14 protein-coding genes are annotated in these 14,093 nt (G+C 70.2%); 5 read left to right on the forward strand and 9 right to left on the reverse strand.

Annotated features, from left to right (window positions below):
* Nucleotides 1–194: 194 nt before the first annotated feature.
* The 3 genes from O7617_RS24620 to O7617_RS24630 form a co-directional block, all read right to left on the reverse strand.
* The gene (locus O7617_RS24620; RefSeq protein WP_282258420.1) at nt 195–1,373 is read right to left on the reverse strand and encodes a GDSL-type esterase/lipase family protein; all 1,179 of its coding nucleotides are present in this window, start codon (nt 1,371–1,373) and stop codon (nt 195–197) included.
* 84 nt (nt 1,374–1,457) lie between these two features.
* Complete coding sequence (locus O7617_RS24625) at nt 1,458–2,027, reverse strand: TetR/AcrR family transcriptional regulator (RefSeq protein ID WP_282258421.1); 570 nt, start codon at nt 2,025–2,027, stop codon at nt 1,458–1,460.
* Between the two features lie 106 nt (nt 2,028–2,133).
* Nucleotides 2,134–2,871, reverse strand: a complete 738-nt coding sequence (locus O7617_RS24630; protein WP_282258422.1) for an SDR family NAD(P)-dependent oxidoreductase — start codon at nt 2,869–2,871, stop codon at nt 2,134–2,136.
* 130 nt (nt 2,872–3,001) lie between these two features.
* Between O7617_RS24630 and O7617_RS24635 the strand changes: the two genes are divergently transcribed.
* The 4 genes from O7617_RS24635 (at nt 3,002) to O7617_RS24650 (ending at nt 6,831) form a co-directional block, all read left to right on the forward strand.
* Nucleotides 3,002–3,934 carry an AraC family transcriptional regulator gene (locus O7617_RS24635; protein WP_282258423.1) on the forward strand — a complete coding sequence of 311 codons (933 nt, stop codon included), beginning with the start codon at nt 3,002–3,004 and terminating at the stop codon, nt 3,932–3,934.
* A gap of 560 nt (nt 3,935–4,494) precedes the next feature.
* Nucleotides 4,495–5,055, forward strand: a complete 561-nt coding sequence (locus tag O7617_RS24640) for a hypothetical protein (protein ID WP_282258424.1) — start codon at nt 4,495–4,497, stop codon at nt 5,053–5,055.
* A gap of 1 nt (nt 5,056) precedes the next feature.
* Nucleotides 5,057–6,478 carry an NAD(P)/FAD-dependent oxidoreductase gene (locus tag O7617_RS24645; protein WP_282258426.1) on the forward strand — a complete coding sequence of 474 codons (1,422 nt, stop codon included), beginning with the start codon at nt 5,057–5,059 and terminating at the stop codon, nt 6,476–6,478.
* Between the two features lie 47 nt (nt 6,479–6,525).
* Nucleotides 6,526–6,831: a hypothetical protein gene (locus O7617_RS24650; protein ID WP_282258428.1), complete on the forward strand. Its 306-nt coding sequence runs from the start codon at nt 6,526–6,528 to the stop codon at nt 6,829–6,831.
* Between the two features lie 101 nt (nt 6,832–6,932).
* On the opposite strand, the gene O7617_RS24655 is transcribed toward O7617_RS24650, so the two are convergent.
* Nucleotides 6,933–7,331, reverse strand: a complete 399-nt coding sequence (locus O7617_RS24655) for a VOC family protein (protein WP_282258430.1) — start codon at nt 7,329–7,331, stop codon at nt 6,933–6,935.
* A gap of 93 nt (nt 7,332–7,424) precedes the next feature.
* Here O7617_RS24655 and O7617_RS24660 point away from each other — a divergent pair, with 93 nt between their 5' ends.
* Nucleotides 7,425–8,426 carry a YafY family protein gene (locus O7617_RS24660; protein WP_282258432.1) on the forward strand — a complete coding sequence of 334 codons (1,002 nt, stop codon included), beginning with the start codon at nt 7,425–7,427 and terminating at the stop codon, nt 8,424–8,426.
* A gap of 54 nt (nt 8,427–8,480) precedes the next feature.
* On the opposite strand, the gene O7617_RS24665 is transcribed toward O7617_RS24660, so the two are convergent.
* The 5 genes from O7617_RS24665 to O7617_RS24685 are packed head-to-tail and all read right to left on the reverse strand — an operon-like array spanning nt 8,481 to nt 14,073.
* The gene (locus O7617_RS24665; protein WP_282258434.1) at nt 8,481–8,816 is read right to left on the reverse strand and encodes a DUF4387 domain-containing protein; all 336 of its coding nucleotides are present in this window, start codon (nt 8,814–8,816) and stop codon (nt 8,481–8,483) included.
* Nucleotides 8,806–10,179 carry an acyclic terpene utilization AtuA family protein gene (locus O7617_RS24670; protein ID WP_282258438.1) on the reverse strand — a complete coding sequence of 458 codons (1,374 nt, stop codon included), beginning with the start codon at nt 10,177–10,179 and terminating at the stop codon, nt 8,806–8,808. Before O7617_RS24670 ends, O7617_RS24665 begins: the two co-directional genes overlap by 11 nt.
* Before the next feature lie 29 nt (nt 10,180–10,208).
* The gene (locus O7617_RS24675; protein ID WP_282258440.1) at nt 10,209–11,873 is read right to left on the reverse strand and encodes an FAD-binding dehydrogenase; all 1,665 of its coding nucleotides are present in this window, start codon (nt 11,871–11,873) and stop codon (nt 10,209–10,211) included.
* A complete protein-coding gene (locus tag O7617_RS24680; RefSeq protein ID WP_282258442.1) occupies nt 11,870–12,817 on the reverse strand; it encodes a phosphoglycerate dehydrogenase in 948 nt (315 codons plus the stop codon). Before O7617_RS24680 ends, O7617_RS24675 begins: the two co-directional genes overlap by 4 nt.
* Entirely contained in the window at nt 12,814–14,073 is a 1,260-nt protein-coding gene (locus O7617_RS24685) for an MFS transporter (RefSeq protein ID WP_282258443.1), read from the reverse strand. Before O7617_RS24685 ends, O7617_RS24680 begins: the two co-directional genes overlap by 4 nt.
* Nucleotides 14,074–14,093: the final 20 nt, after the last annotated feature.

Consider the following 14,093-nt stretch of genomic DNA (forward strand, 5'->3'; position numbering starts at 1 on the left):
CGGCCAGCCACGCCCGGTTCCGGTACTCGATGGCGGGGTGACGCAGGGGTTTGTCAGAACCTCGCGTGGTGCCGGGGACGCTTCCTCCAGCGGGATGGGTACGCCGGAGCGACGACCATCGGCCAGGCCGCTGTCGTTCTTCAGGGGCCGGACTGGATCGGTTGGACCGTCGCTGCGCGGCGTACCCCAGGGGGTCAGCCGGTCTTGGTGGCGAAGGGACCGCCGTCACCGAACGCGAGCCGCGCGAAGTTGTCGGCGATACGGCGATGTCCGGCCGGGTCGGGATGCACCTCGTCGGGAAGTGGGAGTTCGGCGTAGTCCGCCTCGCCGTACAGGTCGCGTCCGTCGAGGTAGTGCAGGTTCGGGTCATCGGCCGAGCGCTGTTCGACGATCCGGGCGAGTTCGTCACGGATGACGTTGAGGGTCAGCCGGCCGGCGCGGCGCTCGGCCGGATCGCCCGTGGCCTTGAACCGCAGAGTCCCGCCCTCGAAGTCCGGCGCGAGAGGGCCGGGCGTGTCCTCTTGAACCGGGCACAGGATGGCGGACACGACCAGCAGTGGTGTGGTCGGGTGCCCTTCGCGGACAGTGTCGAGGAAGCCGTGGACCGCAGGGGTGAAGGCGCGTAGTCGCATCACGTCGCTGTTGACGATGTTGATGCCGATCTTGACACTGATCAGGTCCGCAGGGATGTCCCGCATGGCGCGGGCGGTGAACGGGTCGAGCAACGCGCTCCCGCCGAACCCCAGGTTGACCAGCTCCACGCCGCCCTCGGCCGCGGCCAGGGCAGGCCAGATGGCGGTGGGATGACCGGCGTTCGAGCCGTGGCTGATGGAACTGCCGTGGTGCAGCCACGTCCGGTGTCCGCTGGGCGGGGTGTGCTCGACGGGCGCGTCGGTGCGCAGCGCGATCAACTCGGTGATCTCCGTGTGCGGAAGCCAGATCTCGATGTCCTTCGCACCCTCCGGCAGACCCGCGAAGCGGGCTGTGCCGGACGGCCCTTCGGCCAGCACAGAGGTTTGAGTGAACATGTCGGTGACCGTCCGGACGTTGCCGTCGGGCACCGAGGCCTGTGCGGCCAGGCGGCCGTTGACCAGCAGGTCGTAGACGCCGTCCGGCGGGGGCGGGAAGCCTTGGTAGACCCGCTTGGTGGGCAGCGTGTCCAGTTCGATGGTGGTGGCCCGGGTGCGGAAAGCCAGTCGCACGCCGGAGGGCTGGGCCTCGGCCATGGCCAGTTGGTCGTCGGGGATCTGCCGGCGCGCCTGGGCGGTCAGCCGATGAGGCAGTAGACCGCGCGCGGTCGCCTCCAGGTCGACAAGGCCACGCAGGAGGTCCGCGGTGACCGAGGTGGTGATCCACTGGTGTTCGGTCGGCATTGCCTCAAGCCTCTCGATCGAGATCTCGATGTCCGTCTGCGCTCCGCGCTACGAACCGCTGGCGGTGGTGCGGCCGTCGTCGGGTCAGCGAGTGCTGCGGTTGCGTAACACCGCGTCGAGCGAATCCACGATCCATTCCCAGGATTCCAGCGCGTCGGGAGCGCTGTGTTCGAAACCACCGGCTAGCTCCAAGCTGACGTAGCCGTGGAAGACGCTGCCCAGCATCCGGACCGCATGAGTCGCGTCCGGCTCGTCCAACCCGTAGCCCCGCAAGATCGCCCGAGCCATCTGCGCGTGCCGGACACCGGCACTGGCGGCCGCCGTTTCCGGATCGAGCCGGAGTCGGGCGGCGGCATAGCGGCCCGGGTGCTCCCTGGCGTAGTCGCGGTAGGCGTCAGCGAACGCGGCTAGAGCGTCCCTGCCGGCCCGACCGGCGACGGCATCGGCGACGCGGTCGGCGAGTTCGTTCAGCGCGAACAGCGCGATGCGCATTCTGAGGTCCTGCGAGTTCTTCAGGTGCGAGTACAGGCTCGGGACCTTGACGTCGAACCGCCGAGCGAGCGCCGAGACGGTGACCTGGTCGAAGCCGACCTCGTCGGCCAGTTCCGCCCCCGCTCGGGTCAGACGCTCCGGCGTCAGTCCTGGTCTGTCCATCACGCCCCCTGCTTGCCTAAGACCATTATGCAATTACCTAATAGCTGTAGGCAAATCCGGCCGTGAGGTCGAAGCTGGGGCAACGTTGGGCTTGGTCGGGTGCGCGTCAGCGGGTCGTCAGCATCCCCAAGCCGAAGGCCTGCGGCTCGCCCATCAGCGACGCCTTGGTGGTCGCACTCGCGGTGTCCGCGATGATCTCGGTCTTTCCCGCCTCGAGGCCGTCGAGAGCGATGCGGGCGATGTCGGCCGGAGCGTTCATGAGGCTGAGCAACGCGTCACCGCCGTCCATCCGGGCCGCGAAGGATGTCATCGCCTCGGTTGCCGTCGGCCCCAGCACCACCCCGCTGACCAGAGTGCCCTGCTCGGCGAGTTCGAGCCGGACGGCGTTGGTCAGTCCCCACTGCGCCGCCTTGGCCGTCGAATAGGCGAGGTTGCCGGGGAACGGCGCCCACCCCACCGCGGACAGCATGTTCAGGATGCCGCCGCCGCCGTTGGCGGCGAGTACCGGGGCGAACGCCCGGATCACGGTCAGCGTGCCCCAGAGGTGGGTGTCGAAGGTCCGCCGGATCTGGTCGAGGTCCCCGTACACGAGCGGGGCGCCGAAGGAGACGCCGGCATTGTTGATCAGCAGGTCGACGTCGGCGGCGACGGCTGCGGCTGCGGCGACGGAAGCGGGATCGGTGATGTCGAGCTCGAGAGTCCGCACACCGTCCAGGGTGATCAGCTCGGGCCGACGGGCGGTTGCGTAGACGTTCGCGCCCCGCCGTAGCAGGTCCGCGGCCAGCTCCCGGCCGAGGCCGCTGCCGGCTCCAGTGATGAGGGCGGTCGCTCCGTGCAGTCGCATCGTTGTCTCCTTCTGCTCAACAATTCTTCACCTGCACTGTATGCATCACGTTATGCATCAGTCGATGCCGCAGAAGCTCAGAAAAGTTGCCGCTTGCCTCACTGAAGGTCGTGGGCGGTAGTCTCAACGAATGGATGTGGTCAGCGAGGTGTTACGAATGTCCGGCGTCCGTGGGAGCCTCGGTGCCCAGATCGAGGCGGGCGGGCGCTGGGCGATGGCCCTGGACGACTTTCCCGGTGCGGCCCTGCACGTGGCCATCACCGGACGCGCGCGGGTCACGGTCCCTGGGCGCGAGCCGGTCGAGCTGGCAGCCGGCGATGTCGTACTGCTGGGGGCCGGCCTCGAACATCGCCTCAGTGACTCGGCCGATGAGTACGGCGCTCCCACGGCGGAATTCGAAGTCCCAGAGCCCGGCAGGGTGATCCGGCTCGGCACGCCACCCGTCCGGACGCGCTTGGTCACCATCTTCTACGACTGCGACCACACCGCGCGGACCCAGGTTCTCCCTACCCTGCCGGACCTGCTGCACATCCCCGGTGGCGACGGCACCGAAGGGGTCGGCGACATAGTTCGCCTTCTCACCCGGGAGCTGGCCCACCCCCGGTTCGCCGGCACAGCGGTGCTCGACGGCCTCGTCGACATCATGCTGATCCAGTTGCTACGCGCATGGCTGCCCGGCCGGCCCGGCGACCAGCGCGGCACCTGGCTCGGCATGCTGACCGACCCGATCGTCCATCGAGCCCTCCAGCACCTCCACGCTGATCCCGCGCACCCTTGGACGACCGCGAAGCTGGCCGCCACCCTCGCGGTGTCGCGGGCGACGCTTGCCCGGCGTTTCCCGGCCGCCATCGGCCAGAGCCCGGTCGCCTACCTGACCCAGTGGCGGATGGACCTCGCCGCCGCCCGCCTGCGGAGCGGCTCTGGATCGGTCGAGGCGGTCGCCGCCTCTGTGGGCTACCTCTCGGTGCCGGCCTTCAGCCGCGCCTTCACTCGCGCCCATGGGCAGGCACCTGGCCGCTTCCGCAGCGCCCCAGCCGAGAGCGTCGGTACCAAGCCGACCTAAATCCGAGTCGATCACCCCGACATCCCCGTCGATCATGAGGTTGGCGGGCGGTTCGATCTCCGTCGGACCCGTCAACCTCATGATCGACGGAATGGGCGTGCCGGGACGCCGCCACCGGGTGCTTGATCCACTCCATGTCGCCGATATGGCGGCATCCCCGCACGGTGTCACCCCCACCTCGGCGATGTGGAGACGATCAAGGCCAGTCGGTGCCGACCGGCGGTCCACGAGGGCTGCCGCGCTCGACCGTGCGCCCGGACAGCAGGCTTCCGGCACCACCAGCGGCACCGACTCCCACCCCGTCGGCGACCTCACCACCGCAGGCTGGGCCCTCGGCCACGCCGGGCCACTGCAGGGCCGAGGCCACCGACTCTGCTGACTGGCGTACCAGGGCCTGGATTCGGTCGGCTGGCGCTCGTGACCGTCAGTAGAGGCGTTGCGTGGAGATGCATGGCCACGGCAGGAGTAGAACGTTCGGTCTTGACGATGCGGCGTGCGTCTGTCATGCTGGACAAGACAGAACGATCGTTCTCCCCAATCCCTCCGCTGAAAGGTCACCCGTGACCACCATTGCTGCTTCGCCCGGTATCTCCCAGACGGCCTCCGCGCTGCGGCGGCTGTACTTCGTCCGCTTCGCCTTCGCCATCGTCTGGGCCGGCGTGACGATCGCCACCGCCAAGGAGATCGGTCCGCTCGCGGTGGCGCTGTTCGTCCTCTACCCGTTGTTCGACGTTGGCGCCGCCATCTACGACCTCCGTTCGTCGCGGGCCACCGGCTCGCCGAGCCTGCTGTACGTGAACATCGCGGTAAGCCTGGTCACGGCCGTCGGTGTCGGTGTCGCAGGCGCGTCCGGTGTGCCCGCTGTCCTGCGAGTGTGGGGCGCATGGGCGGTCGTGGCTGGTCTGGTTCAGTTGGTCGTGGGCGTCACCCGTCGGAAGATGGGCGGGCAGTGGCCGATGATCATCAGCGGCGGCATCTCGACGCTGGCCGGCGCGTCCTTCATCGCCGGTGCTTCCGCGGCCGACCCGTCGCTGACCAACGCGGCCGGCTACGCCATTCCCGGCGCCATCTTCTTCCTCATCGCGGCGATCCGCCTCGGCCGTACCGCGAAGGGCAACTGACATGACAACCATCGAGTACGACGTCGTCGTGATCGGTGCCGGTCCGGTCGGGGAGAACGTGGCCGATCGGGTCGTGCAGGGCGGGCTGACCGCCGCGATCGTCGAGCGGGAGTTGGTCGGCGGTGAGTGCTCGTACTGGGCCTGCATGCCGACCAAGGCGTTGCTGCGCAGCGCGTCCGCGTTGCGGGCGGCTCGGCAACTGCCGGGTGCGCGAGAGGCGGTGACGGGAGACCTGGACGCGGCTGCGGTGCTGGGCCGGCGGGACTCCTTCGCGTCCCATTGGCAGGACGACGGTCAGGTGTCCTGGCTGGCGTCGGCAGGCATCGCGCTGCACCGCGGTCAGGGTCGGATCACTTCCGCCCGCGTCGTCGAGGTGACCGGCGTCGACGGTGTCACGACGACGCTGACCGCGCGGCACGCGGTGGTCGTCGCGACCGGCAGCAGCGCCCTGTTGCCGGATATCCCGGGGCTGCGCGAGGCGGCGCCGTGGTCCAGCCGCGAGGCCGCTTCGGCCAGTTCGGTTCCCCGTCGGCTCGCCATCATCGGCGGTGGCGTGGTGGCGGCCGAGATGGCGACCGCGTTCGCCGCACTCGGGTCGTCGGTGACGGTGCTGGCTCGCGATGGTGTGTTGCCGTCGGCCGAGCCGTTCGCCGGCGAACTGGTCACGGAGTCGTTGCGCGAAGCCGGCGTGTCGGTACGCCTCGGCGCGGAGGCCGTCGCCGTCCATCGCGACGACAGCGGAGCCGTCCACATCAGGACCGCCTCCGGCGAGCGGGTCGAGGCCGACGAGGTGCTGGTGGCGGTCGGTCGCACACCCAACACTCAGGACATCGGCCTCGACCGGGTCGGGCTGGCGCCGGGTGCCTGGCTGGCGGTCGACGACACCCTGCGCGTCGTCGGCGGCGGTGAGTGGCTCTATGCGGCGGGCGATCTGAACCGGCGGGTGCTGCTGACCCATCAGGGCAAGTACCAGGCGCGGGCGGTGGGCGACGTGATCGTGGCCCGGGCGAAGGGCGAGAAGGTCGAGGACGGCCGGTGGGGCCGGCACGTGGCGACGGCCGACGAACGTGCGGTTCCGCAGGTGGTCTTCACCGACCCGGAGATCGCGTCGGTGGGCCTGACCGCGGCTGCGGCCGAGGCGGCTGGGCTGCGGACCCGCGTCGTGGACTACGACCTCGGGGCCGTCGCCGGAGCCTCCCTGCACGCCGATGGCTACCGGGGACACGCCCGCATGGTCGTCGACGAGGACCGAAAGGTGATCGTCGGCTTCACTCTGGCAGGCCCGGACGTCGCGGAACTGATCCATGCCGCGACCATCGCGATCGTCGGCGAGGTCCCGCTCGACCGGCTGTGGCACGCGGTTCCGGCCTACCCGACCGTCAGTGAGGTGTGGCTGCGGCTGTTGGAGACCTACGGCCGCTGAATTCAGATCCGCAGCACTAGTTCCGTCTTAACTTCGAGGAGAGTCTCATGCCCACCAAGATCACAATCATCATCGACAACCCTGCGAGCCCGGACGACTTCGAGCGGGCCTACGCGGACGTGAAGGCTGCCGCGGCGACGTTCCCGAAGTTGCGGCGACTCGAGTCCGCGAAGGTGTGGCCGAAGGAGGATGGCACCGCCACCCCCGCGTACCGGACGCTCGACCTCTACTTCGACAGCTACGAAGACGCCTCCGCTGCCGTCGCGACAACCGTTGCCGCTGATGTCTTCGGCACCCTCGTGGGAACGCAGGTCCCGTTCAAGGGGCTGTTCTCGGACATCGAGCAGGCGTAAGGATTGAAAGCTCCCCGGGCGTAGGCGGAACCGACGCCTACGCCCGGTTCCTGAGCTGGTGGCCGGGTACGGAAGCCGGCCGCAAGCCGGAGGCCGAGGCCTCAGCGCGCGAATTTTTCGATGGCGGCCGGGGTGACCGGAGTGAAGACGTTGACGAGGTTGCCGTCGGGGTCACGGAACAGCAGTGACCGGTTGCCCCAGGGCAGCGTGGTGGGCTCGTTGACGAAGTCTTCGACGACGCTGGTCAGGTTCTGATGCACGCTGTCCACGTCGTCGACGAGGAACTCGATGATCAGGCTGCGGTTGTCCGCCGGTTGAGCGGACCCGGGCGCGAACAGTGCGACGGTGCGAGTGCTGCCGATCGCGAGAGTGCCGGAGGCGGTCCGCAGCTCAGCGAAGTCCTCGGTGGCCCAGTCCGCCTGCACTCCCGTGACCCGTTCGTAGAAGTCGACGAGGCGTGCGACATCACCAGTGATGATCCGGACCGAGACGAGGTTCATGTGATCTCCTAGATCGGGTGGAGCCAGGTGGCACGGCCACGCTAGAACGAATACCGGACAGAATCGGTCCAGTATTCGCGGTAACTTCGGCAGGTGGCTCGACCTACCGCTCAGGTCCTTACCCTGTTGGAGCTCCTGCAGTCAGGCGGCATCCGGACGATGGCCGAACTCGCCCACCGTCTGGGCGTCGACGAGCGCACCGTGCGGCGGTACGTGGGTCACCTGATCGACCTCGACGTGCCCGTCGAGTCGGTACGCGGTCGTCACGGCGGGTACCGACTCGCGCCCGGGTACCGCATGCCGCCGCTCATGCTCAGCGACGACGAAGCCCTCGCCGTGCTGCTCGGCCTGGTCGCGGGTCGCAGGACAGGGCTGGCGACGACGTCCGACACGGCGAGTGAGACGGCAGCGGCCAAGATCCGTCGGGTACTGCCCGAGCGCCTCGCCCGCAGACTCGGCACCGTGCTCGAGGCCCTCGCCTTCACGGCTCCGCCCGGCGAATTCGGCGCCCCGCAGACTGGGGTTCTCCTCACTGTCGCCGATGCGGTGCGCCATCACCAGCCGTTGTCGATCAGATACACCAGTGCCGACGGCCGGCGCAGTGCACGGACGCTGCACCCGTACGGCCTCGTCGCCCATTCGGGCCGGTGGTACGTCACGGGTGCGGACCCTGGGATCGGCGAGGACCGGACGTTGCGGCTTGATCGGATCACGGACGCGAGGGCCCTTCCCGGCTCCTTCGAGCCACCCGTCGGACCCGATCCGGCGCAGCGCGTCCTTTCGGCGCTCGCCAAGGCGCCGTACCGGTATGAAGTGACCCTGCGGATCCAGGCGACGGTGGAGCAGATCCGTACCCGACTTCCGGCCAGCATCGCGAGCGTGGAGGCGGCAGACGCAGATCTCGACACGGAGGGCTGGCTGCGCGTCGAACTGCGGGCGGAGCGGCTCGACTGGCTGCCCCCGGTGCTCGCGGCGCTCGACCGGCCGTTCGTCATCGAGCGGCCGGACGAACTCCGCGGGCTCGTCACCGCGCTCGCCGAGCGGCTCACGACCAGCGCCCGCAGAGTCCGTCCTGTACCTGAGCCCAGCCCGTGAAGCGGGATCAGCGAGCTTCTCGGGAGGCTCCCGCTGACCCGGTCGGCACCGGTCTCAAAGCGACTCCGGCAGCGGGAGCATGGCCAGGGGCACGTGGTGCTGCCCGGCGTGGATGTCACGGTCGCGCAGGCTGCCCTGCGCGACCGGGCGCGGGAACGAAATCTTGACGACGTTCAGCGCCGGTATCCGGAAGATGCGGATGGCGTCGGCCGGTACGCCGTAGAGGCGGGCGATCAGCGGCGCGTCCAGGAAGCCCGGGTCGGCCACCACGGCGTACCCGGCGGTGTCGCGCATGAACAGCTCCATCGTCACCCAGAACGGGCCGGCGTTCTTCGACCGAACCTCCAGCGCGAGGTCGGCGACGGTGCGGGGGTGGGCGTTACCGGACATCGCTGTCCTCCGGGAGGTGGATGCGGAAGAGGCTGGTGGGCGAGTCCACGTCGACGACGTGGTTGAGGACGAACTCGTACGCCGCCCCGCGCTCGGTCTCGGCGGGGGAGTAGGGGAACGCGAGGCTGGGCAGGTAGTCCATGTCGGGCGTGGGCAGGTGCAGCATGAGCGGATTGGCGATCTTCGCGACGGCGGTGGCCGTCTGCTGATCCGCGGCGCTGACCAGGAGCATCACGCCCACCTCGCGGGGTGTCCGGGTGTCCGGGTCCTTCGCCTCCAGCACGGCGTCGTAGCCGTACAGGCGGATGTCGAAGGCGTAGTCGTCGGCGCTGAGCCCGAGCGTCTGGGCGACCCGATCCGCGGTGACCCGGCGCAGCAGCTCGGCCCAGGTGGTGATCTGGCCGAGGATGTGCGGGTCGCGGATGGCGGTGAACGACATCGTCTCATAGCCGGTGATCCGCGCCCCCTCGAGCTTGTTCGTGTACGGGGCCGGCTCGAACCGGGAGCCCTCCACCCGTACCCGCCGCTCGTCCAGGGCCCGGTAGGTGGCGTCGGCGACCATCAGCGTGCCGGCCGGTTCCCGCATCGAGAACGGGTCGGCGGTCTCGTAGAGCATGTGCGCCGCGACCGAGGTGGGCGTGCAGGCGACGGCCGGGTCGAGCGGCTCGATCGTGAAGCCGGTGGCGTCGATGGTGGCGAAGACCCCGCTGGAGCGCGGGTTCGTGGTGCACTGCGCGCCACACTCGATGATCTTGGCAGCGTGCCAGGTCGGGCCGGCGGGCATGCCGGCCATCAGCGGGAAGGCGGCGGCCAGGGCGGTGTCGGTGGCCCGCCCGGCCAGTACCACGTCGGCCCCGCCCGCCAGCGCCTCGGCGATCGGCTCGTGGCCCATCATCGCGACGATGTGCCGGCAGCTGTCCAACGTCGCCGGGTCGAGGTCGCCGGCCGGCGGAAGCGGGTGGATTCGCCCCTTGTCGAGATGGTCCTTGAGGTCGGTGGCCCGCTGCTCGCTGTAGATGGTGGCCACCCGCAGGTCCAGCCCTTCCTCGGCCAGGATGCCACGGGCGATCCCGGCGACCCAGTCCACGCCGGAGTCGGTGCCGCTGGTGCCGCACGACCCGACGATCAGCGGAATGCGCGCCTTCGCCGCCGCCCGGAGCAGCAGGCGCAGGTCGCGGGCCACGGCCGCGGCGGTGGTCTTGGCGGTGCCGGTGCCCAGATAGTACGGGCCGGAGTCGGTGGACCCTCCGTCCAGGGCGATGACATCGGCGCCGAGTTCCAGTCCACGGTCGACGATCTCGGGCGGGAATCCCGAGCCGAGCATGCCGGAGGGCACGAGAATGCGTACGCAGTCGCGGGTCACGGTTTCCTCATTTCGCGGGTACGAGCCGGTCATCCGACGGTGGTGGCCACGGCGCGGCCGGCCTGGCGGCCGGAGAAGAGACAGCCGCCCAGGAAGGTGCCTTCCAGCGCGCGGTAGCCGTGCATGCCGCCACCGCCGAACCCGCTGGCCTCGCCGGCGGCGTAGAGCCCGGGCACCGGCTGGTCGGCGCCGTCCAGCACCCGACCGTCGAGGTCGGTGTGCAGGCCGCCCAGGGTCTTGCGGGTGAGCACATGCAGGCGCACGGCGATCAGCGGCCCGGCCTTCGGGTCGAGGATCCGGTGCGGCGCCGCGGTCCGCATGAGCCGGTCGCCCCGGTAGTTCCGGAAGTTGCGGATGGCGGCGATCTGCATGTCCTTGGTGAAGCTGTTGGTCAGTTCCCGGTCGCGGGCCTCGATCGTGCGCTGGATGTCGAGCGGGTCCAGCAGGGGCTCGTCGGTGAGCGCGTTCATGCCCTTCACCAGCTCGTGCAGCCGGTCGGCCACGACGAAGTCGGCGCCGTGTCGCTTGAACGCCTCCACCGGTGCCGGCGCGCCGGCACGGAGGCGCCCGAGCACCTGTTTGACGCTGCGACCGGTCAGGTCCGGGTTCTGCTCCGAGCCGGAGAGCGCGAACTCCTTCTCGATGATCTTCTGGGTGAGAATGAACCAGCTGTGGTCGTGGCCGGTGGTGCGCAGGTGGGCGAGCGTGCCGAGGGTGTCGAATCCGGGGTAGAGCGGCACCGGCAGTCGTCGTCCGCGCGCATCGAGCCAGACGGAGGACGGCCCGGGCAGAATCCGGATGCCGTGCGCCTCCCAGATCGGGTTCCAGTTCTGGATGCCCTCGACGTAGTGCCACATCCGGTCGGGGTTGATCACGGCGCCGCCGGCGTCCTGCGTGATGGTCAACATGCGGCCGTCCACATGGGCGGGCACGCCGCTGATCATGTGGGTGGGCGGAGTGCCGAGCCGTGTGGGCCAGTTGCGGCGGACCAGGTCGTGGTTGCCGCCGATGCCGCCGGAGGTGACGATGACGGCCTGCGCGGTGTAGTCGAAGTCGCCGATCGCTTCCCGCGAGCTGGCGACGCCGCGGGCGGCGTCGCTGGGCTCCAGGACCCGGCCCGTGGCGCCCACCACCGCGCCGTCGCTGACGGTCAGCGCGTCGACCCGGTGCCGGAAGGCGAACCGGACGAGGCCGCGTCCCGCGGCCTCCCGCACGATCGCGATGAACGGTTCGAGCAGCCCCGGCCCGGTACCCCAGGTGACGTGGAAGCGGGGCACCGAGTTGCCGTGTCCGGTGGCGTCGTAGCCGCCGCGCTCGGCCCAGCCGACGATGGGGAACATCTTGACGCCGAGGCCCCGCAGCCACGCGCGTTTCTCGCCGGCGGCGAAGTCGACGTACGCCTCGGCCCAGCGCCGTGGCCACGCGTCCTCGGGACGGTCGAACCCGGCGCTGCCTAGCCAGTCCTGCCAGGCGAGTTCGGTCGAGTCGCGGATGCCCATCCGGCGCTGCTCGGGCGAGTCGACCAGGAACAGCCCGCCGAACGACCAGAACGCCTGGCCGCCGAGGCTCTGCTCAGGCTCCTGGTCGAGCAGCAGGACGGATCGGCCGGCGGTGACGAGTTCGGCGGTGGCCACCAGTCCGGCGAGGCCCGCGCCGATCACCATCACGTCCGCGTCCGCTGTCCTGGTGGTCATGCCGGCTCCTTCGATTCGGTGAGCGAGTGGGCGGGCCGGCCGTCGAGGGCGGCGACGAGTTCCCTGGCGCCCTCCATCCCCGCGGCCAGCCGGGCCTCGGCAGTCTGCCCGGCCATGTGCGAGTAGACAGTGATGCCCGCCACGCCGCGCAGGACGCTGTCGGCGGGCAGCGGCTCCACGTCCACCACGTCGAGGGCTGCGCCCGCCAGCCGGCCGGACCGGACCGCCTCGACCAGGGCGGCCTCGTCCACGAGCGGCCCGCGTGCAGTGTTGATCAGGTGCGCGCCCGGCTTCATCCGGGCCAACGCGGCGGTGTCGATGAGATGGCGCGTGAGCGGGGTCAGTGCGGTGTGGACCGACACGAAGTCGGCGTCGCGCAGCAACTCGTCGAGCGTCACCCGGGTGACCGGCGCGGGCAGGCTGCCGGTGCACAGCACCGTCATACCGAAGGCGGCGGCCAGCGGCGCCACCTGCTGGGCCACCGCGCCCCGCCCGATCAGGCCGAGCGTCTTGCCGCGCAGCTCGTGGCCGTCGGTGCGGGGCCAGCCGCCGGCGGCCACCCCGGCGGCCATCGGCACCAGGCACCGGGCCTGGGCGAGCAGCAACCCCATGGTGTACTCGGCCACCGCGTTGGCGTTGATCCCGGGCAGGTTGCTCACGCTGATCCCGAGCCGACCGGCGGCGGCCACGTCGACGGAGTCGTACCCGACTCCGGTACGCACGACGGCGCGCAGGTCCGATGCCTGGCGCAGCACCTCCGCGGTCATCGGCTCGTTGGCGATCAGCGCCCCCTCGACGCCGGCCAGGGCCGCGATCAGCTGCTCCGGCCGGCGTGGTCCCCGCATGGGGTCGTGCCGCGTCGTGAAGCCGAGCCCGGTCAGGTAGGCGTCCACCTCGTCGCCCGGGGCGAGGTAGTCGGTGGTGATGAGGATGGTCGGCATCATTCGCTTCCGGTGAGGGTGACGGCCCGGTCGGCCCGGTGCACACGGTGCAGGCGTTCGAGACGTACGACGACGAGCACGGCGAGTACGGCGAGCACGGCGATGTAGAGCAGCATCCCGTCCCAGCCGACCAGGTCGATCACCGCGCCGACCAGGGCGGGGCCGCCGAAGCCACCCAGGTACCAGGTGACCGCGTACAGGCCGGTGTAGGCGCCGAACACCCGGCTGGACGGCGCCAGGTTCCACAGCGCCACCGCCGCGTTGATCGTGAACGCGGCGGCGCCGGCCGAGGCAACACAGAACGCGACGACAGTGCCGGTGGCGGTCTGCACGACGGCGCCGGCCGCCAGCGCGACGGCGAAGACGCCGATGCCCACGAGGATGATCCGCAGCCGTCCGAAGCGCTCGGCCAGCAGCGCGGCCGGATAGGCGGCGGCCACGTAGACGATGCCGCTGGGCAGGGTGAGCCCGCCCGCGTCGCCGCGGCTCAGGCCCAGCGCCTCCATGCCGTACGGGGTGATCAGCGACCGCGAGGCGAACCATGCCCCGCCGAAGAGCAGGACGGTCAGCAGCAGCAGGAGCCGGCGGCGATCCTGGTCGGTGAACAGGCCGGCGACGATCTGCCGCAGCGGTTGGCTGACCGCGGCGGGACCGGCGGAGGACTCCTCGGCCACCGCGGCCCGGTAGGCCGCCGACCGGCTGTCGCGCACGTTGGCCAGCAGCACGAACGTGGCGGCCAACATGATCACCGACGGGATGACGAAGGCTGCCCTCGGATGCTCGTCCACCACGAGCAGGCTGATCAGCGACGCGACGATGATGGTCAGTGCGGTCGCGATCTTCACGACGGCGTTCGCCCGGCTGCGTCGTTGCGGGGGCAGGAAATCGGGCACCAACGACTCCGCCAGCGGTCGGGTGGTGTTGGCGATCAGCGCGTAACAGAACATCACCACCACCAGCGTGGTCAGCGACGTGGTCCACGGCAGGAGGACGAAGACCAGCGCGGCCAGGGGCATGCCCACCGCGAGGTACGGGATCCGCCGCCCCCACCGGGTCCGGGTGTTGTCGGACCGGTTGCCGATCCAGGGCTGGACGAAGATTCCCAGCAGGTTGTCCATCCCCATCAGCGCGCCCACGAGCGCCGTGCTCGTCACGTGCTCGCGCAGCAGGACGGGCACCTGATTGTCATAGAAGTTCCAGGTCGACTCCTGGGCGAAGAGTGCGAGGGCGATGAAGAACGTGATCCGTCGGTTGGACACACGTCCACCTCCTTGTGTCC

It is taken from the genome of Micromonospora sp. WMMD1155 (assembly GCF_029581275.1).
Classification (GTDB): domain Bacteria; phylum Actinomycetota; class Actinomycetes; order Mycobacteriales; family Micromonosporaceae; genus Micromonospora.